Here is a 23,607-nt window from a genome sequence, read left to right on the forward strand (position 1 = left end):
GATTTCGCCGGCGGCACCGGTGATCAGGATGGGATTGCGCTCTGGCCTCAAGGGGTCCTCTGTCTGGTGGAGGTGGGGCGGCTGTCCGGAAAGCCCAGGCGGCGCCTGCGCGTCAGCCGGCCAGCTGGTTCATCTTGCGGATCTGCTTGTCGAAGACCCCGGCGGGAGCGAGACGGCGCAGTACGCGTGCGCGTCCGGCCAGGGGGCCGGCGGTGTAGCGCGGCTTCGGCTTCGGGTCGGTCGCTGCCGTGACGATCGCCTTGGCGACGACGGCGGGGGCGTCGCCGTCCCTGACGGCCTCCGCCATGACACGGTCGACGGTCTGCCGCTGCTTCGCGTAGGCGTGCAGGGGAGTGTCGGGCTTCGCGCTGTTGGCCTCGAATCCGGTTCTGGTGTAGGCGGGTTCGATGATGAGAGCCCGGACGCCGTGGTCACGGATCTCGTGGTCCAGGGACTCGGTGTAGCCCTCGATCGCGTGCTTGGAGGCGGCGTAGGCGGCCATGTAGGGCTGGGGCAGGAACCCGAGCACGGACGAGATGTTGATGATGCGCCCGCGTTGCTGAGTGCGCATGTGCGGCAGGACCTCGTTCACCATGCGCATGACCCCGAAGACGTTGGTGTCGAAGACGGACTGGGCCTGCTCGACGGAGGTCTCCTCCGCCGCACCCATCGAGCCGACGCCGGCGTTGTTGACCAGGACGTCGATCCGCCCGAACCGCTCGCTCACCTCCTGGACCGTGGCGGCGACCGAGGTGTCACTGGCGACGTCGAGTCCGAGGAACGTCACGCCGTCGAGCGGGGTGACGCGTGAGGTGTCACGGCTTGTGCCGCCCACGTTGAATCCGGCTGCGACCAGGGCGAGCGCGGTTTCCTTCCCGATGCCGGATGACGCACCCGTCACGAGTGCCACCGGCTGATCTGTCGTCATCATGGACTCCCGCGCTCACTCGAAACCGATCGGTTTCCTCTACGGTAAACTGATCGGTTTCCGCGTGCAAGTTCAAGCAGGGAGAATGTCGCCATGGGCAGGATCAGTGCGCTGGAGAGGCGTGAGAGCGTCACCCGCGCGGCGATCACCGAGTTCGCGATCGCCGGCTACCACGGCACCTCCACCGCGGCGATCGCCAAGCGGGCCGGCGTCACGCAGCCGTATCTCTTCCGCCTCTTCCCGGACAAGAAGGCGATCTTCGTCGCCGCTCTGGTGCGGAGCATGGACGACACCCGCCTGGCTTTCGAGACGGCGGCCGACGGGGCGGAGGGCGGCGAGCGGGTTCTTCAAGCCATGACGAACGCTTACGCGCAGCTGATCTCGACGCGACCCGAGACGCTCCTGATGCAGATGCAGGGATATGCCGCCGTGGCGGCCGCCGAGGCTCAGGGCGATGGCCTGATCGGCGAGGTCGTCCGAGCCGGCTGGATGAATATCTGGGAAACCGTGCACCTGTCGCTGGGCGCCGATGCCGACAAGACCGCAAGCTTCCTTGCCTGCGGCATGCTCGGCAACACGCTTACGGCCATCGGGCTTCCCGCGAGCGCCGGGACGTGAGGGAGTCTTCTGTGCGGGCGACGCGTCAGCGCACGCCTGCCGCGTCGAGCAAGGTGGTCACCGTGGGGGCGATGAGCCCTTTCAGGTTGTCGGCCTGAATTCCCGCGCGGGCGCTGGCTCCGTCGAAGACCAGGCTGAGCTGCCGGGCCAGCAGATCGGGATCGCCCGCCCCGCCCTGTTCGGCCTCGGCACGGAAGAAGCCGGTCAGGTTCGCCTTGACCTGATGGGCGACCCGGCTCGCGGGGTGACTCTGGTCCTTGAGTTCGACCTGCACGGCCAGGTACCGGCAGCCGCGGAACTCGGGGGCACCGGCCTGTGATTCCACCTGCGCGAAGACGTGCAGGATCCGCTCGCGGGGGGAGCCGTCGTCCGCCGCAGGCAGGAGAGTCGCCACGTAGGCGGAGGCGCGCTCCTTGAGGCTTGCTGCCAGGAGTTCGTCCTTGCTCTCGAACAACTGGTACATGGAGCGCTTCGACACCCCCGCCGCCTTGCACAGCGCCTCGACGCCGATGCTGACGCCGTCTCGGTAGGTGAGCGTGGCCGCCGCCTCCAGCAGCCGCTCCCTGGGGCACAGTTTCACTTCGGTGGTCATACCGCGAGGTTAACCCGAAGCGGACGAAATAAAAACCGATCGGTTTCCAGGGGGTCCCGGGGGAGAGGCTCGGCGACGGCCTGGGGGAAGGGCCGCCGCCGAGCCGTGATGGTGTGCGCGCCCGTCGTCCCCGGCAGGGCGACACACACCGGGGCCACTCCGAGTAATGACCCGTCCAGGGTGACCTGCCGTTACGCCGGGACGGCGGTCTTCTCGGGCTTCGTCTCCGTCGGGATGCGGTGCAGTCCCTTGCGGTCGTACCACCCCAGTACGCCGAAGCCGAACAGTGCAGCCGCCACGAGTCCGGCCGTCATCATGACCCAGCCCCGCGTCAGACCCGCGTCGCCCTGGGCGTCGTAGTAGAGGATCGAGCGGATCCCGCCGGTGATCTGCCGCAGGGGCTCGAACTCCGCGAGGAAGCGGTAGAAGCCGGGCAGTGCCTCGAAGGGGGTGGTGGCAGCGTGTGCGCCCCGCCACCGGTCCTGCGCCGGGCGAGTACAGCTTGAACCGACGGGTGGGCGGCCAGCTTCGCCGGAAGCCTGGGGGCCGGGGTAGTCGGTTGCCCCTCGGCGTCGCGCGCGGCAGTCATCCGTGCTCCTCGTGATTCGGGTGCGATACTCGCCTCCAGGGCGAGAAACCGATCAGTTTCGCCACTGTAAACCGATCGGTTTCCGCGTGTAAGCCCAGGCGGTGAGCCTCTCCTTCGGACTGTCGATCAAGTTCCTCGCGGACGTTGGCGATCGATCACCGGCGATCAGAGCTCAGCCCCGTGAGTCGGTCCGGGCCGCTGGATGTTTGTGAGGCCGTGCACTGCCGCTGGGGGCTGATGTCAATGAGGCCACGACCCTTCCTGGCTCACGGCATGCTCATCGACACTCTTGCGGCTACCTGACTCCCCTCGGATGGCAGGGGGTAAGGGTGTTGCTCGGGTCGCCGGAGGCCGGCCGCGACTCGCCGCGCACATCGGTCGCCGCAGCTGCTCGTAAAACGCGATGCGTCAGCGCATGTCCGCAGCATCGAGCAGGACGGTCACAGTGGGAGCGACGAGCCCAGTCGGCGTGTCGGCTTTGGTTCCCGCACGGGCGCCGGCGCCGTCGAAGACCGGGATCAGCTGCCGGGCCAGCAGGTCCGGGTCGCTCGCCCCGCCCTGTTCGGCCTCGGCGCGGAAGAAGGCTGTCAGGCACGTGGCTGACGAGGAAACGAGCCTGGACCCGGCTCCGACGGCCTCACCGAGCGCGACCGCCGCCACCACCGGCCTCGCGGACGTCCTCGGTTCCCTCCTCCATGGCGACACCGAGCAGCAGAGTCCGGCACCCGACACGAGTCCCTCATCGAGCCTGGCCGCTCCGACGCCGACGCCGACGACCGCGGAACCATCCGACGCGCCGCCGGCCGCACCTCACGCGTCACCCACCCCCGGCCATCGGACCACTGAGCCGTCGTCCCGACCAGCGTCCACCACAGGGACCTCCCGCACCTGTGACATCAGCGACGTCAAGGCTCCCGAGGACACGAGCGCCGGTCGATTCGCCGCCGAGTCCTGGAACATGAAGGGAAGCCGCCTCGAACTGCGCGACCTCGTCTTTGGTGGCGTGGTGATCGTGGACACGGCCGCCGGGCCCAAGCGGGTGCTCAAGTTCTCCGCGGCGGCCGTGACGATCCGCGACCTGCAGATGGCCGTACCCGTCGGCCCGCAGATCCAGTACATCGACGGAGCGCCCGGCTCGACGTCCACGCTGCGAGGCGACCGCATCACGATGTACGTCGAGAGCCTGACGGGCACCCTCTCCGGCGTCGAAGGCGTCCCCCTGCCCCCAGTCCTCCGCCTTCACCTCACGCCCGACACCGTCCCGGAGTGGCTCTACGACACGGTCGGGAAACTCGACCTCAAGCTCCAACTCGGCTTGGACGACGCCGACATCGACCAGGCCGGACAGACAGGTGGAGAACTCGTCATCCCAGGGATCCACGGGTACGGAACGCCCCGGTGAAGCCGGGGGCCCTGCCGGGCTTGCGCCTGGAAACCGATCGGTTTACTGTACTGGAAACCGATCGGTTTCTCATTCTGTGGAGGCAGTCATGACTGTTTTGAAGGGCGCGAACGTGTTCGTCACCGGCGGCAGCCGGGGCATAGGCAAGGCGCTGGTGGAGGAGCTGTATGTGCGCGGCGCCGGCAAGGTCTACGCCACGGCCCGCGATCCGCGCAGTGTGACGCACCCCGACGCGGTCCCGGTGGCGCTGGAGGTCACCGACCTTGCCTCCGTGGCGGCCGCCGCCGCGCAGGCGCAAGACGTGACCGTGCTGATCAACAACGCCGGTGCCTCGGTCGGCGCGTCATTCCTCGATTCCCCGGTCGACGACGTACGCCGGGAGTTCGAGACCAACTTCTACGGTCCGCTGCTTCTCACCCGCGCCTTCGTGCCGGTCATCGAGCGCAACGGCGGCGGCCACATCCTGAACGTGCACTCCGTGCTCTCCTGGCTGGCCCTCGGCGGCTCCTACAGCGCCTCCAAGGCGGCCCTGTGGTCGCAGACCAACTCTCTGCGCCTGGAGCTTCAGCCGCGCGCCATCGCCGTCACCGGACTGCACGTCGGCTACGTCGACACGGACCTGGCGGCGGACGTCGACGCACCCAAGTCCGACCCTCGTGACGTCGCCGCACTCGCCCTCGACGGCATCGAGACGGGCGCGTACGAGGTGCTCGCCGACGACATCTCGCGGCAGGTCAAGGCGGGCCTGGCCGGCGACCTGGCCGGCCTGTACCCCCAACTGGCGAAGTAACCCCCTTCACACCCCGAGGAGTCGGCGAGATGCCCAGCCACGAGTCACGTCCCACGATTCACATTCAAGGGACCACCAGCCACACCATCGCCCCGCGCGCGGGACTTGAAGGCCGCGAGGGAACCCTGCGCTACCTCAAGGCGGGGTCCGGTGCTCCCGTGGTCCTGCTGCACACCGTGCGCACGCAGGCCGAGCACTTCCGCCACCTCATCCCGCTGATCGCGGACCGGTACACCGTGTATGCCCTCGACCTGCCGGGGATGGGCTACTCCGAGATCGTGCCCGGGGCGTCGTACGACGAGCCGGCCATGCGCGCGGGCGTCGAGCGGCTCCTGACCGAACTCGACCTCCACGACGTGACGTTGGTGGGGGAGTCCATGGGGGCGGTGCTCGCCCTGACCGCCGCGGCCGATCTGCCGGAGCGGGTCCGGCGCGTCGTCGCGGTGAACACCTACGACTTCCGCGGCGGCATCGCCCGGTCCAGCCTCCTTGCCCGTGTGGTGATCAGCGGTGTCCTCGCCCCGGGCGTGGGCCCGGTGATCGCCGGGGTGGAGCCCAAGGCCGCCCTCCGCAAGATCCTTCAGGGCGGCCTCGGCGACAAGCGCGTACTGCGCGAGGACTACGTGGACGAACTCCTCCAGTCGGGCGCCCGTCCCGGCTACCCGACCGTCGCCCGGGCCGTGTACCAGGCCCTGCCCAGCCTCATCGCCGCCCGCCCGCGCTACCCCGAGATCAAGGCGCCCATCCACCTCGTCTACGGCGAAAAGGACTGGTCCCGCCCCTCGGACCGGGAAGCCAACAAGCAACTGCTTCCGGCCGCCGACTTCACACAGGTCCCCAAGGCAGGCCACTTCATCGCCCTTGAGCGCCCAGACGTGCTGGCCGACCTGTTGAACGCGGTGGCCTGACCCCCGGGACCACTGACCTGAGGAGCAGTGCATGGCGGAGATCCAGATCGGGGTCGACGTTCCGTCACAGATGCAGCACGTCCAGCGGTGGTGGTCGTCGCGTCGGCAGCTTGCCACCTGCCGAGGCGCAGTCACTGCATCAGGCGGAAGTCCCTCTGCTCGATGGCGTATTCGCACCAGACAGCGTCCGCCTGACCGGGCTGAGCCAGGAAGGCACAGGACGCCTGCAGATCGAGCTCCTCGCGGCGTACGGGCACCGGCACATCGGCTACGCCGCGCTGGACGACCCCCGAGAGCGCCCCTTCTGTCAGCCGCGCCTACGGGGAGCCACCGGGGCCTGCGGTGAGTTGGGTCTGCCGGCGCCACAGGTCGTCAGCCTGCGCCATCGCGGAATGGACGGGGGCACCACCCCGGTCACAGCAGTCGCCGCCTTCAACCATCTGATCGCTCTCGCCGTCCTGGCGAGCTGCCGCACGCAGCGCATCGAAGTCCCGGACGGCCTGGCGCACATCGGCGTCGACAACCTCCCCGTGAGCTCACACTCGCCTACCCGCCCTGACCACCATCGGGATGGGCCTCACCGGAGCAGCCGGCAGTCTCGCCATTACTTGGCTAGCCACATGATTGCTGTTACCTTGATTATGTGGCCAGCCACGCTTTTGGTGGCCGAAGGGAATGGAGTCATCATGAAAGCAATCGTTTTCGACCAGTTCGGCGGCCCGGATGTGCTGCACGAGGCGGACATCGAGGTCCCGCAGCCCGGCCCCGGCCAGGTCCGGGTCCGCGTGAAGGCCGCCGGGCTGAACGCGCTGGACGGCAAGATTCGCGCCGGGATGCTGGAGGCCGTCCGCCCGACGACCCTCCCCGCCGTCCCCGGTGGCGAGCTCGCCGGCGTGGTGGACGCCCTGGGTGAGGGCGTGAGCGACGTGCAGGTCGGCGCTGGGCTGGTCGGACACCGGCTCGTACGCCCAGTACGCGCTGGCCACCACCGTGGCCCCCAAGCCCGCCGGCCTCGACTGGCAGCACGCGGTCGCGCTGCCGGTGGCCAGTGAGACGGCCGAGCGGGTCCTGAACCTGCTGGAGGTGGTCGCAGCGGAGACCGTGCTGATGCACGGCGCGTCCGGAGCGGTGGGAACCCTGGCGGTCCAGCTCGCCACGGCCCGCGGAGCACGCGTGATTGCCACCGCGGGCCCCTCCAACCAGGACTACCTCACCTCGCTCGGCGCCACCGCGACCGTGTACGGCGAAGGCCTGGTCGAGCGGGTGCGGGCGCTGGCCCCCGACGGCGTGGACGCGGTGTTCGATCTGGCCGGGAAGGGCGCCCTGGAGGACTCCATCACCCTGCGGGGCGGTGCCGAGCGCATCGTCACCATCGCCGACTTCGGTGCACGGCAGCTGGGCATCACCTTCTCCCAGGGGTCCCAGGAACGCTCGACCGCCCGCTTGGCCGCCCTGGCCCAGGACGCCGCGGCCGGCAAGCTCGTCACCACCGTCACCGCCTACCCGCTCGACCAGGCGGCCACGGCCCAGCAGGTCAGCGACGCCGGGCACGTGCGGGGCAAGCTCGTCCTGACCGTCGACTGAGCACGCCCTCCCACCGCCTCCCCACGACCACCCGCCGCCTTTTCGGTGACCGGCCGGTCACCGCCCTATCGAAGGACCCCCTCATGCTGGATTCCCTGTGGACGCCGACCACTCTTGGCGGCATGTCTCTGCCGCACCGCCTGGTCATGGCCCCCATGACCCGTGACCGCTCCACACCTGAAGGCGTACCGACCGAGCTGAACGCCGAGTACTACGCCCAGCGGGCCTCGCACGCGCTCGTCATCACCGAGGGAACCCAGCCCTCCGCCGACGGGCAGGGCTACCTCCTGACCCCCGGCATCCACAACGACGAGCAGATCGCCGGGTGGCGCAAGGTCACCGACGCCGTGCACGCGGCCGACGGCCGGATCGTCATCCAGCTGATGCATACCGGACGCATCGCTCACCCCGACAACACCCCCCACGGCCGCCGGCCGGTCGCCCCTTCGGCGATCCGGCCGCAGGGCGCGATGTTCACCGCGTCCGGGCCCCAGGAGATGCCCACACCCCGTGCTCTGTCGACGCAGGAGGTCGCGGCGACCGTCGAGGACTTCCGCCGCGCCGCAGCGGCCGCCGTCGCGGCAGGCGCCGACGGCGTGGAGATCCACGGCGCCAACGGCTACCTGGTGCACCAGTTTCTGTCCGACAACACCAACCAGCGCACCGACCGCTACGGCGGCTCGATCGAGGGCCGCATCCGCTTCGCCGTCGAGGTCGCCGCCGCGGTGGCCGACGAGATCGGCGCCGACCGCACCGGCCTGCGCATCTCCCCCGGCAACCCCTACAACGACATCGCCGAGTCCGACACCGCCGAGCTGTATCCGGCGCTCCTACGCGCCGTCAGCCCGCTCGGCCTCGCCTACCTCCACGTGATGCACGCGGGCGACGAGGAGCTGCTGGGCACCCTGCGCACGCAGTGGCCGACCACGCTGATCCTCAACCGGGCCGGCACCGACCTGCCCGCCCGCGCCAAGGACATCGACCAGGGCACGGCCGACCTCGTCTCTGTCGGTGCCCTCGCGCTCGCCAACCCGGACCTGGTCGAGCGGCTACGCTCTGACGCGCCGCTGAACACCCCCGACCCGGCGACCTTCTACGGCGGCGGAGTGGCCGGCTACACCGACTACCCCACCTACACCGTCTGAGGAACCGAACCATGCCCGCCCCCACACCCCGCACCCCCACCACGGCCAGCGAGGGGCCGATGAGCTACGCGATCTTCCAGCTCGCCCGCGCCCACCGCGCCAGCGCCGCCGCCATGCTCCGCGAGATGGACCTGCATCCCGGACAGGAACTGCTGCTGATGCAACTCCTCGACCGGGACGGCCAGACCCAGTCCGAGCTGCTCGAAAGCGTCGGCCTGGACCACTCAACCGTCTCCAAGTCCCTACGCCGCATGCAGGACGCCGGCCTGCTCATCCGCGAGCCGGCCGAGCACGATCGGCGCGTCATGGTCGTCCACCTCACCGACAAGGGCCGTGCCATGCGCGAGCCCCTGGCAGCCATGTGGCGGGCTCTGGAGGAGACCTCCGCCCGGAATCTGTCGGAGCAGCAGGCGGAGTCCTTCGTCCAGACCGCCTACGCCATCACCGAGGCGATCAGCAGCCGCGCGCTGGCGCAAGAAGGGTCCGCGTGAGCACCCATGCCCGCGTACGCCACACCACACGTGAAAGAACCTCGGCCGCAACCTGATCCTGGACGCAGGTTGGGATAGCTACCCGTGGAAGCGGCACGCCGATCTCGATGAGGCCGACTCGGCATCGCCTGGCGTTGCAGCCGGGTAAGGAGACTCTTCATGTCAGTGGCTCGACGTCTTCTGCCGTGAGCCGGGGCGCTGGGTTCGCGTGATTGGCATAGGCAATTGGCTGCTGTTCGGGCGAGGGAGGCGGGCATCTGCCTGCTTCAGGCCGAGCAGTGGTGCGCCACCCTGCAAGCTGGCCTTTGCGTAAGCGACTTGAACCCCATTTGCTCGATACGTGACGCGGGTCAGTCGAAATGTGTCTCGTCATTTGAGACGATCTCGCCGGAGGGTGCCGCGATTCGTGCCCAAAGGGTCTCAGGTGCGGGCATGACCTCGACTTAGGGCGCGCGAAGAGCACGAAACCCCTGAGCTGATCCAGACAACAAACAAACCCCAGGCCACCGACCTGGGGTTTCATTATGGAGCGGGTGACGAGAATCGAACTCGCGCTCTCAGCTTGGGAAGCGACGGCGCTTGTGTGTGCCTTACGGCTTTGACCTGCGCAGATGGCTGCCCGCCGGGGTGGTTGTGTCGGTCGTATTGCACTGCTGTTGTCCGCACTGACGGGCATGCTGTGGGCACGGCTTCATGGAACGGCCGGCAGGGCCCTTGCGCGAACGGGCTCTGAGCTTGGCTCGGTTGGTGGGGATGTCCGGCTCGAGGGCGCCTTCGCGCGAGCACACGCCCTCCGGCACAGCTCCTCGGAACAGCGAAGGCGGCCCGGCTCATTTCCCGGCGTCTGGGCCGTACCACTGGAGCGCTTGTCCGGTGACCGCGGCGATGCACTCGAAGTCCCGGTCCCGGTGCAGAAGAGTCAGCCCCTGCAGCTCGGCCGTGGCGGCCACCACGAGGTCGACGGCTCCGGCGCTGCGGTGCTGTCCGCGCTGGGTGAGGATCTCCTGGACCTGCCAGGCGCGGTCGTCGACCGGCACCCCTCCGAAGAGCAGGCGCATGTCGTCGATGCCCTGTGCCCAGTCCGCAGCGGAACGTGCGCTGTAGAAGAACTCCAGCTCGGGGTGATGGGACAGGTGGCGATGAGCCCGGCGGTCGCCGCCTGGTCCCATCCGAACTGCTCAGCGTCGCCGCGCAGGAGGCGGGCGAGCGCGCTGGTGTCGATGAGGAATTGCGCGGCGTTCACCGGCGGTAGTTCCCCTTGTCCTCGAAGAGCTCCAGGTCGAAGGCGCCCTCGTCGGCCGCCGCTCGCAGGTGGGTGAGTGCCAGGGCGCGCCGCCGGTTCTCCAGCACTTCGCGCAGCGCGGTGTTCACCGTCTCCTTCTTGGTACTGGTGCCGAGGGCCTTGGCCACGTCCGCGACAAGTTGATCGTCGAGGTCGATCACGGTTCGGCTCATCGACCGCACCTCCATGGATATCAATAGTGTCACCGGTTATATCCGCACCTATGTATGAAGGGGAGCCGTCATCACCCTGTCGAACGACGTCGCGTTGGAAGGCAGCCCGCTGGTCGATGTCAGTATCGACGTACGGCGCAAGCACAAGGTGGCTCTCTGCCAGCTGTCCTGGGCTGAAGTGGCCCATCAGGCCCAGATGTTGATCCGGCATTAGGGCGTGGGCAACCTGGCACACGCCTGGCTGCCTCCAGGAGCTGCACTGCACCACTGGGAAGCGATGGCGCTGGGCGATGCTATGCCTCTGACCTGTGCAGATTTCCTCTCTGAGGTGATCGAGCACCGGGCATCCGCCCGCATGCTCACGATCGGTCAGCTGCCGCCGCCTGTCGCCCGATGGTGCTGGCTCTGGGAATCAGCCGGTGCGGCGCCCGGATCTCCATGCCCGGGACGGGGGTCGAGCTGCCGATCCGCTTGAGCAGTCGTTCCACCGCCGTCTCCGCGATCACCTTCTTGTCCGGGGAGACCGTGGTGACGGACGGATTGGAGTAGCGACCGTCCTCGATGTCGTCGTAACCGACGACGGCGACGTCCTCGGGGACGCGCAGTCCGCGGGAGGCCAGGGTGTGCAAAGCGCCCAGGGCGACCAGGTCGCTGTAGCAGAAGACCGCGTCGGGCGGTTCCTCCAGGTCGAGCAGGTGGGCCATGGCCGTCGCGCCGTCGGCGCGGTTGAAACGTGGGGTGGAGACGACGAGTTCCTCGCGGACGGGCAGACCGGCCCGCTCATGGGCCAACCGGTAGCCCCGGGTGCGCAGTTGGGCCGCCTCGCCGGTGCGGTAGGGCTGGTCGCCGATCGCTGCGACGTGGCGCCGGCCGAGGTCGAGCAGATGCTCGGTCGCCTCCAGGGAGGCGGCTACGTCGTCGATGCCGACGTGGTCGAAACCGCCGTCGCTCACCCGCTCGCCGAGCACGACGAGCGGCAGGCTCGGGTCGCGTTCGGTCAGGTCGGACTGGGCGAGGCCGAGGGGGCTGAAGATGACGCCGTCGAAGAGCAGGTGCTGGGAGCCGCGGCTGAGGAACAGCTTCTCGTGCTCGGCGTCGCCGTCCGTCTGGTCGATCAGGACGTTGTAGCCCTGGACGCGGGCCGCACGGATGATGCCCTGCAGCAGTTCGGCGAAGTACGGGGTGTCCAGGTACGGCACCACCACCGCGATCTGGCCCGAGCGGCCTGCGGCGAGGTTGCGGGCCAGGACGTTGGGCCGGTAGCCGAGCTTGTCCACGGCCTGCTGAACCCGGAGGCGGGTGGCCTCGGCGACGGGCGCGTAGCCGTTGACCACGTTGGACACGGTCCGGCTGGAGACGCCGGCGAGCTCCGCGACGTCGCGGAGTGTGACGCCCTTTGCCATATGCCACCTTCATCCCGGATGTCGGTTTCAGCGCTGAAATTTTCTCCAAGAGGTCCCCTGTGCCTCTTGCAGCGCGGCAACTTCTCGGTTAACACTTTTGCAGCGCTGCAGAGCGTAGCAGAAGGGCTTGATCCGGTCGGATCAAGTACCCAGGGACCGTGACGGAGCCGCGCCACGGACCGGATCCCCGAGAGCGATCACGGGGATGAACAGTAGGAGCCGCAGTGGGACCAGCAACCTCTCACGGGCCGGGAGCCGCACCCGTCCTGACCGGGCATCACTCTTTACTCACCGCGGTCTGAGCCGTTGCCCGGCGCGCCCGCCGCGCTGATCATCGAGCCGTCTCTCCTCTCACCCTCACCGACGTCACGCACGCCCACCCTCCCGCGTCGACCGACGTCCGCCCGCCGGCATCCGTAGGCGGGCAACCCCCTGAGCGCTTCGCGCCCGAAGCGCCCGCCCTTCACCCGGGCCGACGTAACCGCACGCCCTCGCCCCGTTCACCGTCTTCACCCTCTTCACGCCGGTCCTCCGTATGCCCGGCGCACCTCCCTGCACCCCCCGCACCTCCCGTACTCCGTCCTGCCCTCGGGCACCACACCCAGGAGATCGCTCATGTCGTCCAGCAGAAAGCCCCAGCTCCGTTCCCTCCGCCGGACCACGGTCGCGGCGGCCTCCGCCGCCCTCGCCGGTGTGCTCCTCGCAGCCTGCGGAGGCGGGGGCGGTAGCTCCAGCGGCGCGCAGAGCGGTCCCGTGCACATCAAGGTGTGGGCCTGGTACCCGCAGTTCAAGCAGGTCGTGGCCCAGTTCAACAAGACCCACAAGGACGTCCAGGTCGACTGGGTGCAGGCCGGTGTGGGCCAGGACGAGTACACCAAGCTGAAGACCACGCTGAAGGCCGGCCAGGGCGCCCCCGACGTCGTCATGCTGGAGTTCCAGGAGCTGCCGACCATCCAGCTCACCAAGGGCCTGCTCGACATGGGCAAGTACGGGGCGACCGCGGACAAGGACAAGTACGTGGCCTGGGCCTGGAACCAGTCCTCCGACGGCGACCACGTCTACGCCATCCCGGTCGACGGCGGCCCGATGGCGATGATGTACCGGGCCGACCTCTTCAAGAAGTACAACCTCAAGGTGCCGACCACCTGGGCGGAGTACAAGGAGGAGGCGGCCAAGCTGCACAAGGCCGACCCCAGCGCCTACATGACCGACTTCGGCAGCGACGAGACGGCCGCCGGCTGGCGTCAGGGCCTGATGTGGCAGGCCGGTTCCCGCCCCTACACGTACTCGGCGAGCAAGCTGCCGAACATCGGCGTGAAGCTGAACGACGACAACGCCAAGAAGGTGTACGGGTACTGGGGCGACCTGGTCAAGAACAAGCTGGTCGACACCCAGTCGTACGCCACCACGGACTTCTACAGCGGCCTCAGCAGCGGCAAGTACGCCACCTACATCGCGGCCGGCTGGGGCCCGGGCTACCTCTCCAGCGTCGCCGCGAAGACCTCCGGCAAGTGGCGCGTAGCCCCGCTGCCGCAGTGGACCGCGGGCGCGGGCGCCCAGGGCGACTGGGGCGGTTCGAGCTTCTCGGTGACCTCGCAGACCAAGCACCCCAAGGAGGCCACGGAGGTCGCCCGGGAGCTGTTCGGCACCTCCCAGGCGGCCTGGAAGATCGGCATCGACCAGGCCTACCTCTTCCCGCTGTCCAACCCGATCCTCAACGGGGCGTACTTCAAGTCCAAGAAGTACGACTTCTTCGGCGGCCAGCAGATCAACTCGGTGTTCGTGCCCGCCGCGAACGGCATCTCGACCTTCGACTGGAGCCCGTTCCAGGACTACGCCTACAACACCGACACCAGCGAGGTGGGCAAGGCCCTCCAGGGCCAGACCGCCTGGTCGTCCGTCAACGACAACGTCCAGCAGCAGGTGACCTCCTACGCGAGCAAGCAGGGATTCAAGGTCGGCAAGTAACCGGCCCGAGTCCCGACTCCCCACCGCCTCCGCCGGCGCGCCCGCGCCCGACAGCTCCGCCGCCGGCGGGGGCCCGCACCACGCGCAAGGAGAAGTGATGAGCCTGCTCCGACAGCAGGGATCCACCGCGACGGCACCGCCAAGTGCCGTCCCCGCGAGGGGACTTCGCACTCCCGTGGCGGGCCGGCGCCCCGGCGGGCTGTCCGCCCGCACCCGGCACAAGGGCATGGGCCTGCTGCTGGTCAGCCCGTTCCTCCTGCTCTTCCTGGCCTTCCTGGTGGCCCCGCTGTGCTACGCCTTCTGGCTGAGCCTGAGGACCTCCACCCTGGTCGGCGGGGACCACTTCAGCTGGTTCGCCAACTACCAGCAGACCTTCACCGACCCGCAGTTCCTGTCCGGCGTACGCAGAGTCGTCGTCTTCGGTGTGGTCCAGATCCCGCTGATGCTCGGCCTCGCCCTGCTGGGCGCGCTGATCATCGACGAGGTCACCAGCAGGCTCGCCAAGGTCTTCCGGATGACCCTGTTCATGCCGTACGCCGTGCCCGCGGTGATCGGCGCCCTGATGTGGGGCTTCCTCTACAGCCCGACCTTCGGCCCGGTGAACTCGATCAGCAACTCGCTCGGCCTCGGCAAGGTCGACCTGCTGTCGCACGGTCTGATGCTGACCTCGCTCGGCAACATCGTGACCTGGCAGTGGACCGGCTACAACATGATCGTCCTGTACGCCGCCCTGCAGGGCCTGCCCCGCGAGGTCTACGAGGCGGCGAAGCTCGACGGCGCCGGCCAGCTCCAGACGGCCCTGCGCATCAAGGTCCCGATGATCTCATCGGCGCTGGTGCTCACCCTGATGTTCACCCTCATCGGCACCCTGCAGTTCTTCACCGAGCCGCGGGTCCTGGAGAAGACCGCCTCCTCGGTGATCACCCCGGACTACACGCCGAACCTGTACGCCTACAACCTGGCGTTCCAGTACTCGGAGTTCAACTACTCCGCCGCCATCTCCTTCTCCCTCGGAGCGGTGGTCTTCATCGGCTCCTACATCTTCCTGTTCGCCACGCGCAAGAGGAGCGGACTGAAGTGACCACCGTCGCCGCACCCGCCGTAACCGCCGCCCCGGCCACCGGCCGTCGTCCGTCCGCCGCAGGTGGGCGCGTCACCGTCAACGTGGTGATGGTCGCGATGATCCTGTACTTCCTGCTGCCGTTCTGGTGGCTGGTCGTCGCCGCCACCAAGGGCAACGACGCGCTTTTCTCCACCGCCGCCCTCTGGTTCCACTCGCCGGGCTCCTTCTTCACCAACCTCCAGCAGCTGTTCACGTACAACGACGGCGAGTACCTGCGCTGGATGGGCAACACCGCGATCTACGCCGGTGTCAGCGGCGTCGGTGCCACCGCCGTGGCGACCCTCGCGGGCTACGCCTTCGCCAAGTACCGCTTCCCCGGTCGCAACCTGCTCTTCTCCAGCCTCCTCGGCGCCATCATGGTGCCCGCCACCGCGCTGGCCATCCCCACCTATCTGCTGCTGAGCAAGGTGGCGCTGACCAACACCATGTGGGCGGTCATCCTGCCCCAGCTGCTCAACCCCTTCGGCGTCTACCTCGTACGGGTCTACGTCCAGGAGTCCCTGCCGGACGAGCTGCTGGAGGCGGCCCGCATGGACGGGGCCGGCGAGCTGCGCGTGCTGTGGTCGGTGGCACTGCCGACCCTGAAGCCGGCGCTCGTCACCGTGCTGCTGTTCTCCATGGTCGGCACCTGGAACAACTTCTTCCTGCCGTTGGTGATGCTCAACAACGACAAGCTGTTCCCGCTCACCGTCGGCCTGCAGTCCTGGTACGAGGGGGCGATGATCCAGTCCGGCGCAAACGCGCTGTTCACCCTGGTCATCGCGGGTTCCCTGGTGGCGATCCTGCCGCTGATCGTCACCTTCCTGCTCCTCCAGCGGTACTGGCGCGGCGGTCTGACCGTCGGAAGCCTCAAGTGATCTGACGGGCCCGCCCGTTCTCCCCTCTTCTTCGCGCACCTCCCGGAGCGACCTTCATGCTGCACGCCTCCCTGGCCGTCGACCCCGCCTTCCGCGTCGCCGACGTGAGTCCCCGTACCTTCGGCTCGTTCGTCGAACACATGGGCCGCTGCGTCTACACCGGCATCTACGAGCCTGGCCATCCCCTTGCAGACGAGGACGGCCTGCGCCGTGACGTCCTGGATCTGGTGCGCGAGCTGGGCGTGACCGCCGTGCGCTATCCCGGCGGCAACTTCGTCTCCGGCTTCCGCTGGGAGGACAGCGTCGGCCCGGTGGCCGAACGGCCCACCCGTCTCGACCTCGCCTGGCACAGCACCGAGACCAATGCGTTTGGCCTGCACGAGTTCCACCGCTGGGCCGAGAAGGCCGGCGTCGAGCCGATGATGGCCCTCAACCTCGGCACCCGGGGCGTCGCCGAGGCCCTGGACCTGCTGGAGTACTGCAACCACCCGGGCGGCACCGCCTGGTCCGACCAGCGGATCAAGAACGGCGCCCCCGACCCCTTCGGCATCCGCATGTGGTGCCTGGGCAACGAGATGGACGGCCCCTGGCAGACCGGCCACAAGACCGCCCAGGAGTACGGCCGCATCGCCGCCGAGGCCGCCCGGGCCATGCGCATGATCGACCCTAAGCTCGAACTGGTCGCGTGCGGCAGCTCCAGCTCCTCCATGCCGACCTTCGGCGCTTGGGAGGCCACGGTCCTGGAGGAGGCGTACGACCAGGTCGACTACATCTCCTGCCACGCCTACTACGAGGAACTCGACGGCGACCTCGGCAGCTTCCTGGCCTCCGGAGTCGACATGGACCACTTCGTCGACTCGGTGGTCGCCACCGCCGACCACATCCGGGCCAAGCTGCGCCGCAAGAAGCGGATCAACCTCTCCTTCGACGAGTGGAACGTCTGGTACAACACCCGTTTCGAGGCGCAGGAGAAGCCCGCCGAGTGGGCCGTCGCCCCGCGCGTGATCGAGGACGAATACAACGTCGCCGACGCCGTCGTCGTCGGCGGGCTGCTGATCAGCCTGCTGCGGCACAGCGACCGCGTCACCGCCGCCTGCCTCGCCCAGCTCGTCAACGTCATCGCCCCCATCCGCAGCGAGGCCGGCGGTCCCAGCTGGCGGCAGACCACCTTCCACCCCTTCGCCCAGGCGGCCCGCCACGCGCGCGGCACGGTCCTGCGGGTGGAGCCGGTCGCGCCGACGTATGAGACGAAACGTTTCGGCGAAGTCTCCGTCGTCGACGCCGTGGCCACGCACCTCGCGGAGGCGGACGGCGCCGACGAGCTCACCGTCTTCGCCGTCAACCGGCACCAGAGCGAGAACGTCGAACTCGCCCTCGACCTGCGGGCGTTCCCCGGCTACACGCCGGTCGAGCACTCGGTGCTGAGCGACCCCGACATCCGCGCCGCCAACACCCAGGACGACCCCGACCGGGTACGCCCGTACGACGCCGACACCGGTCCCGTCGCCGACGGCCGTCTCACCGCGAGCCTGCCGCCGGTCTCCTGGAACGTCATCCGGCTGCGCCGCGCCGGCTGACCCACCCCCTCGGACACCCGCCGTTGCTTGTTCTCCCGGAGAGCGGCGGGTCCCGCACCACCCCCTCTTCCCGGACATCCCTTGGGAGCCGCCCATGTCCACCACCAGGGAAGGCGCCAGACACGGCGCCCTGCCCCGCACTCAGGCGATCACCCTGCTGCTGGCCCTGCTCGCAGCCGCCGTCGCCCTCGTCCTGCCCGCTGCCGGCCCGGCGCACGCGATCTCGCGCGCCTCGCAGACCATGTACACCCCGCCGTCGAACGCCCCGTCCCCCGGCTCGCTCTACCCGCGCGCCGTGCGCCTGCAGTACAGCGGATCCTCCGACGGCACCCTGCTCGCCACGTTCGAGCAGTACAGCTCGGGCACCCCGGTCTTCCCGATCTACCGCAGCACCGACAACGGCAACAGCTGGACGCAGATCTCCAGCATCACCGACACGCACAACGGCTTCGGCATGCGCTACCAGCCGTTCCTGTACGAACTCCCCACCGCCGTAGGCAACTTCCCGGCGGGCACGATCCTCGCCGCCGGCAACTCCATCCCCAGCGACCTGTCCTCGACCGAGCTGGACCTGTACGCCAGCACCGACCACGGCGCCAGCTGGTCGTACGTCAGCACCATCGCCACCGGCGGCAAGGCCGACCCCACGAACGGCCAGACGCCGGTCTGGGAGCCGTTCCTGATGGTCTCAGGCTCCAAGCTGATCGTTTACTACTCCGACCAGCGTGACCCCAACAACGGCCAGAAGATCGTGCACCAGGTCAGCACGGACGGCGTGAACTGGGGTTCCGTGGTGAACGACGTCGCCACGTCGACGTACGGTGACCGCCCGGGCATGCCCGTCGTCGCCAAGCTGTCTAACGGCAACTACGTGATGACGTACGAGTTCTGGGGCGCTCCGGAGGGCGGCTTCGCCGTCTACTACAAGATCTCCTCCAACCCGGAAGCGTTCGGTTCCGCCACTGGCATCGCCCTCAAGGCGACCGACGGCACCCAGCCCAAGAGCTCCCCGTACATCACCTGGCTGCCCACCGGCGGCGCGAACGGCACCCTCGTCGTCAGCGCCAACAGCAGTGACGACCTGTTCCTCAACACGCAGAACGGCGCTGCGAACACCTGGACGCGCATCGCCTCCACCGTGCCCGGCGGCTACAGCCGAGGCCTGCTCCCGCTGGCCGACGGCCACAGCCTGCTGGTCCTCAGCGGCGGCCACCTGACCAGCACCGGCCTCAACCCTGTCACCTACGGCACCATCGACCTCGGCGGCGGCATCTCCGACGGCGCCACCTACACCGCGTCCAACGCCAACAGCAACCTGATGCTGGCCATCGCGGGCGGCTCCACCACCAACGGAATCAACGCCACCCAGCAGAACGCCGACAACGCCACCGACCAGCAGTGGAAGTTCGTCCAGCAGACCTCCGGCTACTTCAAGATCTTCAACGTGGCCAGTGGCAAGGTCCTGGGCGTGCAGAACCAGTCCACCGCCAACGGCGCCAAGGTCCTGCAGTGGGACGACAACGGCACCCTCGACCACGAGTGGGCGATCGCCCCGAACCCGGCGGGCGGCTTCACCGCCACCAACCGGATCAGCAGCAAGTACCTGGAGATCCCCAGCGCCTCCACCACCGTCGGCACCGCCGCCGGGCAGTGGTCCGACGCCGGCTGCGCCTGCCAGCGGTGGAACCTCACCCAGACCGCCCTGCCCACCCTGTCCACCGGCCAGTACCGGCTGGTCAACAAGAACAGCGGCAAGTTCCTGGAGATCCCCGGCGCCTCCACCACGGTGGGCAAGCAGGCGGGCCAGTGGGTCAACACCGCCAACAACTGCCAGCTGTGGACGTTCCAGTCGGTCAGCGGCGGGGCGTGGACCGTGAAGAACGTCAACAGCGGTCTGTTCCTCGACAACGACGGCTCGACCTCGGCCGGCGCCGCCGTCGTCCAGAACTCGTCGTCGGGGGCGAGCTCCCAGAAGTGGACGCTCGCCGACGCGGGAGGCGGCTACTTCAAGCTCGTCAACTCCGCCAGCGGCCTGGTGGCGGACGTCGCCTCCGCCTCCACCGCCAACGGCGCGCTGATCGTCCAGTCGGCGGACAACGGCGCCGATGACGAACTGTGGCAGGTCGTGCGGGTCAACTGACCCGCCAGGGGGCCCGGTCGTGGCCGGGCCCCCGTTCATCTGTCCGATATACCGAACGATGACTGTCATATCGAACGAGAGAGGTGGGTCGCCCCGTGTCTGAAGAACCCTGTGTCGTGGGCGTCGACTTCGGAACCCTGTCCGGCCGTGCCGTGGTGGTGCGGGTCAGCGACGGCGCGGAACTGGCGTCGGCGGAGCACGTCTACGCCCACGCCGTCCTCGACGGGAGCCTGCCCGACGGCACCCGGCTGCCCCCCGACTGGGCCCTGCAGGTGCCCTCGGACTACATCGACGTGCTGCGAGGCGCCGTACCCGAGGCGATGACGCGGGCGGGAGTGCGGCCGGAGCAAGTCATCGGCATCGGCACCGACTTCACCGCCTGCACGGTCCTGCCGGTCCTCGCCGACGGCACGCCGCTGTGCGAACTCCCCGGCCTGGAGAACCGCCCGCACGCCTACGTCAAGCTGTGGCGCCACCATGCCGCCCAGGGCCAGGCCGACCGGATCAACATGCTGGCCGCCGAGATGAAGGAGCCGTGGCTTGAGCGGTACGGCGGGAAGATCTCCTCGGAGTGGGAGTTCGCCAAGGCCCTCCAGGTGCTGGAGGAGGACCCCGAGGTCTACCGGCGCACCGAGCGCTGGCTGGAGGCGGCCGACTGGATCGTGTGGCGGCTGTGCGGGACGTACGTCCGCAACGCCTGCACAGCCGGTTACAAGGGCCAGTACCAGGACGGCACTTATCCCTCCCGGGACTATCTCGCCGCCCTGAACACGGACTTCGCCGACTTCGTGACCGACAAGCTGGACCATCCCATCGGTCAACTCGGCGATCCGGCCGGTGTGTTGACGGCCGAGGCGGCCGCCTGGACCGGGCTGCCGGAGGGCATCACGGTCTGTGTCGGCAACGTCGACGCCCATGTCACCGCCCCGGCGGCGTTCGCCGTGGAACCCGGCCAGATGGTCGCCATCATGGGCACCTCCACCTGCCATGTGATGAGCTCCGACCAGAAGGGTGCCGTGCCCGGCATGTGCGGGGTCGTGGACGGCGGCATCCTCCCCGGGCTGTGGGGCTACGAGGCAGGGCAGAGCGGTGTCGGCGACATCTTCGGCTGGTTCGTCCGCACGGGCCTGCCCGCCGAGTACGCGGAGCGTGCCGCCGCGGCCGGCCAGACCCCGCACGAGTACCTGACCGCCCTCGCGGCCGGACAGAAGGTCGGCGAACACGGCCTCCTCGCCCTCGACTGGCACAGCGGCAACCGCTCCGTCCTGGTCGACCACGACCTCAGCGGCCTGCTCATCGGCCAGACGCTCTCCACCCGCCCCGAGGACGTCTACCGCGCCCTGCTCGAGTCCACCGCCTTCGGCACCCGCACCATCATCGACGCCTTCGAGTCCGCCGCCGTACCGGTGACGGAACTGATCATCGCGGGCGGCCTGACGAAGAACGCCCTCCTCATGCAGATCTACGCCGACGTCACCCGCCGCCCGCTGAGCATCATCGGCTCGACCCAGGGCCCGGCCCTCGGCGCCGCGATGCACGCCGCCGTCGCCGCCGGGGCGTACCCCGACATCCGTGCCGCGGCCCACGCCATGGGCAAGGTCCACCGCCGGGTCTACCTGCCGGACCCGCAGCGCGCGGCGGCCTACGAGCGCCTCTACTCCGAGTACCGCGTGCTGCACGACTACTTCGGCCGCGGCACCAACGACGTCATGCACCGCCTGCGCCACATCCGCGCGGAAGCCTCTGCCTGAGCCACTGTGAAAGGAACCCCCTCATGACCACTTCCGAAAGGCCCTACGACAGCCAGGAGATCTGGTTCCTCACCGGAAGCCAGGGCCTGTACGGCGACGACGTGCTGCGCCAGGTCGCCGACCAGTCCAGAAGCACTTCCGAGACCCTCGGCCGCCCCGGGAAAGTCCCGGTCAGGATCGTGTGGAAGCCGGTCCTCACCGACGCCGAGTCGATCCGCCGGATGTGCCAGGAGGCGAGCGCCTCCGACGCCTGCGTCGGCGTGATCGTGTGGATGCACACCTTCTCCCCGGCGAAGATGTGGATCGCCGGACTGAGCGCGCTGGACCGGCCGTTGCTGCATCTGCACACCCAGTACAACCTGTCGCTGCCCTGGCCGAGCATCGACATGGACTTCATGAACCTCAATCAAGCCGCCCACGGCGACCGGGAGTTCGGGCACATCGAGTCCCGCGTCGGCGTCGACCGCAAGATCGTCGCCGGTCACGCGACCGACCCGAGGGTGATCCGGCGCGTCGCCGCCTGGGCCCGTGCCGCCGTCGGCCGCCACGCCTCGCGGACCCTGCGGCTGGCCCGCTTCGGCGACAACATGCGCGACGTCGCCGTGACCGAGGGCGACAAGGTGGAGGCCCAGCTGCGGTTCGGCTTCTCCGTCAACACCTACGCCGTCAACGACCTGGTCGCCGTCGTCGACGACATCGAGGACAAGGCGGCGGCGGTACTCGCCGACGAGTACGTGGAGTCGTACGAGGTCGTCCCGGCCCTGCGCCCCGGCGGCATCCGCCACGACTCGCTGCTGTACGCGGCCCGCCTCGAACTCGGCCTGCGCGCCTTCCTGACGGAGGGCGGCTTCACCGCCTTCACCACCAACTTCGAGGACCTCGGCGGCCTGCGCCAGCTGCCCGGCCTCGCCGTCCAGCGCCTCATGGCCGACGGCTACGGCTTCGGCGGCGAAGGCGACTGGAAGACCTCCGCCCTGCTACGCACCATGAAGGTCATGGGCGCCGGACTGCCCGGCGGCACCACCTTCATGGAGGACTACACCTACCACCTCGGCCCCGGTACCCCGCGCGTCCTGGGCGCCCACATGCTGGAGGTCTGCCCCTCCGTGGCCGCCGACCGCCCCCGCTGCGAGATCCACCCCCTGTCCATCGGCAGCCGCGAGGACCCGGTCCGCCTGGTCTTCAACGCCTCCGAGGGGCCCGCCGTGGTCGTCGGCCTCTCCGACCTCGGCGACCGCTTCCGCCTCACGGCCAACGCCGTCGACGTCGTCACCCCGAGCGAACCCCTGCACCGCCTGCCGGTCGCCCGCGCCGTATGGAAGCCACGTCCGTCCCTGGCGGAATCGGCGGAGAGCTGGCTGCTCGCCGGCGCCCCGCACCACACCGTGCTCAGCTCGGCGGTCGACGTCGAGACCCTGACCGACTACGCCGCCATGACCGGCGTCGAACTGCTCACGATCGACGAGAACACCACCACCGAGCAGTTCGGCAAGGAAATCCGCTGGAACGCCGCCTACCACCGCCTCGCCCAGGCCCTGTGACGAAGGAGACCACGATGACCACAGTTGTCCGGGAGGGCCTGCGCCGAGAGGTACTGGAGGCGAACCTTGCCATCCCCCAGGTCGGCCTGGCGACCCTGACCTGGGGAAACGTCAGCGGGGTCGACCGCGAGGCGGGTGTGTTCGTCATCAAGCCTTCCGGGGTCCCCTACGCGGCCCTGACCATCGACGACCTGGTGACGGTCCGCCTGTCCGACGGCACGGTGGTCGAGGGCGACCTGCGCCCCTCCACCGACACCGAGACCCACCGCTGCCTGTACCTGGCGTTCCCGTCCGTCGGCGGCGTGACCCACACCCACTCCACCCACGCCGTCGCCTTCGCCCAGGCCCGCCGCGACATCCCCGTCCTCGGCACCACCCACGCCGACACCTTCAATGGCCCCGTCACCGTCACCCGTGACCTCACCGAGGAGGAGTGCGCGAAGGACTACGAGTACAACACCGGCCACGTCATCGTGGACCTCCTCGACGGCGACGACCAGCGGGCCGTCGAGGTCCCCGCCGCCCTCGTCGCGGGCCACGGCCCCTTCACCTGGGGCGCCACCGCCCGCAAGTCCCTGGAACACGCGATCATCTGCGAGGCGGTCGCCGACATCGCCCTCCACACCATGTCCCTCTCACCGACGACACCGCCACCCCGTCACCTCCTGGAGCGCCACTACACCCGCAAACACGGCCCCGACGCCTACTACGGCAATCCGACGACCCCGGCGACCCGGTGACGGCG

At 69.0% G+C, this 23,607-nt stretch carries 18 protein-coding genes and 5 pseudogenes; 16 read left to right on the forward strand and 7 right to left on the reverse strand.

All coding sequences use genetic code 11. The features are described from left to right. Positions 1 to 112 precede the first annotated feature (112 nt). On the reverse strand, positions 113 to 928 hold the full coding sequence (locus ACFY10_RS23020; RefSeq protein ID WP_390667121.1) for an oxidoreductase: 816 nt from the start codon (positions 926 to 928) through the stop codon (positions 113 to 115). A gap of 93 nt (positions 929 to 1,021) precedes the next feature. Between ACFY10_RS23020 and ACFY10_RS23025 the strand changes: the two genes are divergently transcribed. Further along, a complete protein-coding gene (locus ACFY10_RS23025) occupies positions 1,022 to 1,546 on the forward strand; it encodes a TetR/AcrR family transcriptional regulator (RefSeq protein ID WP_390667030.1) in 525 nt (174 codons plus the stop codon). 25 nt (positions 1,547 to 1,571) lie between these two features. On the opposite strand, the gene ACFY10_RS23030 is transcribed toward ACFY10_RS23025, so the two are convergent. The 3 genes and pseudogenes from ACFY10_RS23030 to ACFY10_RS23040 form a co-directional block, all read right to left on the reverse strand. Continuing rightward, positions 1,572 to 2,138: a TetR/AcrR family transcriptional regulator gene (locus ACFY10_RS23030; RefSeq protein ID WP_390667031.1), complete on the reverse strand. Its 567-nt coding sequence runs from the start codon at positions 2,136 to 2,138 to the stop codon at positions 1,572 to 1,574. Between the two features lie 191 nt (positions 2,139 to 2,329). After that, positions 2,330 to 2,596: pseudogene (locus tag ACFY10_RS23035) on the reverse strand (DUF3533 domain-containing protein); the annotation flags it as partial. Positions 2,597 to 3,135: 539 nt separating this feature from the next. Then, positions 3,136 to 3,321 (reverse strand): annotated as a pseudogene (locus ACFY10_RS23040) (TetR/AcrR family transcriptional regulator); the annotation flags it as partial. A 1-nt stretch (position 3,322) separates the two neighbouring features. Between ACFY10_RS23040 and ACFY10_RS23045 the strand changes: the two are divergent. The 7 genes and pseudogenes from ACFY10_RS23045 (at position 3,323) to ACFY10_RS23075 (ending at position 9,047) form a co-directional block, all read left to right on the forward strand. Further along, a complete protein-coding gene (locus ACFY10_RS23045; protein WP_390667126.1) occupies positions 3,323 to 4,129 on the forward strand; it encodes a hypothetical protein in 807 nt (268 codons plus the stop codon). Between the two features lie 88 nt (positions 4,130 to 4,217). Continuing rightward, complete coding sequence (locus ACFY10_RS23050) at positions 4,218 to 4,919, forward strand: SDR family oxidoreductase (protein WP_390667032.1); 702 nt, start codon at positions 4,218 to 4,220, stop codon at positions 4,917 to 4,919. 29 nt (positions 4,920 to 4,948) lie between these two features. After that, positions 4,949 to 5,827 carry an alpha/beta fold hydrolase gene (locus tag ACFY10_RS23055; protein WP_390667033.1) on the forward strand — a complete coding sequence of 293 codons (879 nt, stop codon included), beginning with the start codon at positions 4,949 to 4,951 and terminating at the stop codon, positions 5,825 to 5,827. A 110-nt stretch (positions 5,828 to 5,937) separates the two neighbouring features. Beyond that, positions 5,938 to 6,303, forward strand: a pseudogene (locus ACFY10_RS23060) (LacI family transcriptional regulator); the annotation flags it as partial. A 210-nt stretch (positions 6,304 to 6,513) separates the two neighbouring features. Continuing rightward, positions 6,514 to 7,411 (forward strand): annotated as a pseudogene (locus ACFY10_RS23065) (NADP-dependent oxidoreductase). Positions 7,412 to 7,494: 83 nt separating this feature from the next. Continuing rightward, positions 7,495 to 8,556 carry an alkene reductase gene (locus tag ACFY10_RS23070; RefSeq protein WP_390667034.1) on the forward strand — a complete coding sequence of 354 codons (1,062 nt, stop codon included), beginning with the start codon at positions 7,495 to 7,497 and terminating at the stop codon, positions 8,554 to 8,556. Positions 8,557 to 8,567: 11 nt separating this feature from the next. Next, positions 8,568 to 9,047 carry a MarR family winged helix-turn-helix transcriptional regulator gene (locus ACFY10_RS23075; RefSeq protein ID WP_390667035.1) on the forward strand — a complete coding sequence of 160 codons (480 nt, stop codon included), beginning with the start codon at positions 8,568 to 8,570 and terminating at the stop codon, positions 9,045 to 9,047. 830 nt (positions 9,048 to 9,877) lie between these two features. On the opposite strand, the pseudogene ACFY10_RS23080 reads toward ACFY10_RS23075, so the two are convergent. From ACFY10_RS23080 to ACFY10_RS23090, 3 genes and pseudogenes are all read right to left on the reverse strand, one after another. Next, positions 9,878 to 10,290 (reverse strand): annotated as a pseudogene (locus ACFY10_RS23080) (PIN domain nuclease). Then, positions 10,287 to 10,502 carry a type II toxin-antitoxin system VapB family antitoxin gene (locus ACFY10_RS23085; protein ID WP_390667036.1) on the reverse strand — a complete coding sequence of 72 codons (216 nt, stop codon included), beginning with the start codon at positions 10,500 to 10,502 and terminating at the stop codon, positions 10,287 to 10,289. Before ACFY10_RS23085 ends, ACFY10_RS23080 begins: the two are co-directional and overlap by 4 nt. 359 nt (positions 10,503 to 10,861) lie before the next feature. Beyond that, positions 10,862 to 11,905: a LacI family DNA-binding transcriptional regulator gene (locus ACFY10_RS23090; RefSeq protein WP_390667037.1), complete on the reverse strand. Its 1,044-nt coding sequence runs from the start codon at positions 11,903 to 11,905 to the stop codon at positions 10,862 to 10,864. Between the two features lie 615 nt (positions 11,906 to 12,520). Between ACFY10_RS23090 and ACFY10_RS23095 the strand changes: the two genes are divergently transcribed. From ACFY10_RS23095 to araD, 8 genes are all read left to right on the forward strand, one after another. Further along, complete coding sequence (locus ACFY10_RS23095) at positions 12,521 to 13,873, forward strand: ABC transporter substrate-binding protein (protein ID WP_390667038.1); 1,353 nt, start codon at positions 12,521 to 12,523, stop codon at positions 13,871 to 13,873. Between the two features lie 97 nt (positions 13,874 to 13,970). Beyond that, the gene (locus ACFY10_RS23100) at positions 13,971 to 14,954 is read left to right on the forward strand and encodes a carbohydrate ABC transporter permease (protein ID WP_390667039.1); all 984 of its coding nucleotides are present in this window, start codon (positions 13,971 to 13,973) and stop codon (positions 14,952 to 14,954) included. Next, on the forward strand, positions 14,951 to 15,853 hold the full coding sequence (locus ACFY10_RS23105; protein ID WP_390667040.1) for a carbohydrate ABC transporter permease: 903 nt from the start codon (positions 14,951 to 14,953) through the stop codon (positions 15,851 to 15,853). The genes ACFY10_RS23100 and ACFY10_RS23105 overlap by 4 nt, the downstream gene beginning before the upstream one ends. A 56-nt stretch (positions 15,854 to 15,909) precedes the next feature. Then, a complete protein-coding gene (locus ACFY10_RS23110) occupies positions 15,910 to 17,430 on the forward strand; it encodes an alpha-N-arabinofuranosidase (protein WP_390667041.1) in 1,521 nt (506 codons plus the stop codon). Positions 17,431 to 17,524: 94 nt separating this feature from the next. Next, on the forward strand, positions 17,525 to 19,570 hold the full coding sequence (locus ACFY10_RS23115) for an RICIN domain-containing protein (protein ID WP_390667042.1): 2,046 nt from the start codon (positions 17,525 to 17,527) through the stop codon (positions 19,568 to 19,570). Between the two features lie 95 nt (positions 19,571 to 19,665). Further along, the gene (gene araB, locus ACFY10_RS23120; protein ID WP_390667043.1) at positions 19,666 to 21,321 is read left to right on the forward strand and encodes a ribulokinase; all 1,656 of its coding nucleotides are present in this window, start codon (positions 19,666 to 19,668) and stop codon (positions 21,319 to 21,321) included. 23 nt (positions 21,322 to 21,344) lie between these two features. Then, positions 21,345 to 22,862 carry an L-arabinose isomerase gene (gene araA / locus ACFY10_RS23125; protein WP_390667044.1) on the forward strand — a complete coding sequence of 506 codons (1,518 nt, stop codon included), beginning with the start codon at positions 21,345 to 21,347 and terminating at the stop codon, positions 22,860 to 22,862. A gap of 14 nt (positions 22,863 to 22,876) precedes the next feature. Further along, positions 22,877 to 23,602, forward strand: a complete 726-nt coding sequence (gene araD, locus ACFY10_RS23130; protein WP_390667045.1) for an L-ribulose-5-phosphate 4-epimerase AraD — start codon at positions 22,877 to 22,879, stop codon at positions 23,600 to 23,602. Positions 23,603 to 23,607: the final 5 nt, after the last annotated feature.

Origin of the sequence: Streptomyces sp. NPDC001401 (genome assembly GCF_042895385.1) — a bacterium.
GTDB lineage: Bacteria > Actinomycetota > Actinomycetes > Streptomycetales > Streptomycetaceae > Streptomyces.

What these genes read in the sequence shown, in the direction of transcription:
- ACFY10_RS23070 (WP_390667034.1), top strand. Translation starts at nt 7,495, where the DNA reads ATGCTGGATTCCCTGTGGACGCCGACCACTCTTGGCGGCATGTCTCTG.
- ACFY10_RS23090 (WP_390667037.1), bottom strand. Translation starts at nt 11,905, where the DNA reads ATGGCAAAGGGCGTCACACTCCGCGACGTCGCGGAGCTCGCCGGCGTC.
- ACFY10_RS23055 (WP_390667033.1), top strand. Translation starts at nt 4,949, where the DNA reads ATGCCCAGCCACGAGTCACGTCCCACGATTCACATTCAAGGGACCACC.
- ACFY10_RS23110 (WP_390667041.1), top strand. Translation starts at nt 15,910, where the DNA reads ATGCTGCACGCCTCCCTGGCCGTCGACCCCGCCTTCCGCGTCGCCGAC.
- araA (WP_390667044.1), top strand. Translation starts at nt 21,345, where the DNA reads ATGACCACTTCCGAAAGGCCCTACGACAGCCAGGAGATCTGGTTCCTC.
- ACFY10_RS23115 (WP_390667042.1), top strand. Translation starts at nt 17,525, where the DNA reads ATGTCCACCACCAGGGAAGGCGCCAGACACGGCGCCCTGCCCCGCACT.
- ACFY10_RS23085 (WP_390667036.1), bottom strand. Translation starts at nt 10,502, where the DNA reads ATGAGCCGAACCGTGATCGACCTCGACGATCAACTTGTCGCGGACGTG.
- ACFY10_RS23020 (WP_390667121.1), bottom strand. Translation starts at nt 928, where the DNA reads ATGACGACAGATCAGCCGGTGGCACTCGTGACGGGTGCGTCATCCGGC.
- ACFY10_RS23025 (WP_390667030.1), top strand. Translation starts at nt 1,022, where the DNA reads ATGGGCAGGATCAGTGCGCTGGAGAGGCGTGAGAGCGTCACCCGCGCG.
- ACFY10_RS23050 (WP_390667032.1), top strand. Translation starts at nt 4,218, where the DNA reads ATGACTGTTTTGAAGGGCGCGAACGTGTTCGTCACCGGCGGCAGCCGG.
- araD (WP_390667045.1), top strand. Translation starts at nt 22,877, where the DNA reads ATGACCACAGTTGTCCGGGAGGGCCTGCGCCGAGAGGTACTGGAGGCG.
- ACFY10_RS23030 (WP_390667031.1), bottom strand. Translation starts at nt 2,138, where the DNA reads ATGACCACCGAAGTGAAACTGTGCCCCAGGGAGCGGCTGCTGGAGGCG.
- ACFY10_RS23095 (WP_390667038.1), top strand. Translation starts at nt 12,521, where the DNA reads ATGTCGTCCAGCAGAAAGCCCCAGCTCCGTTCCCTCCGCCGGACCACG.
- ACFY10_RS23075 (WP_390667035.1), top strand. Translation starts at nt 8,568, where the DNA reads ATGCCCGCCCCCACACCCCGCACCCCCACCACGGCCAGCGAGGGGCCG.
- ACFY10_RS23100 (WP_390667039.1), top strand. Translation starts at nt 13,971, where the DNA reads ATGAGCCTGCTCCGACAGCAGGGATCCACCGCGACGGCACCGCCAAGT.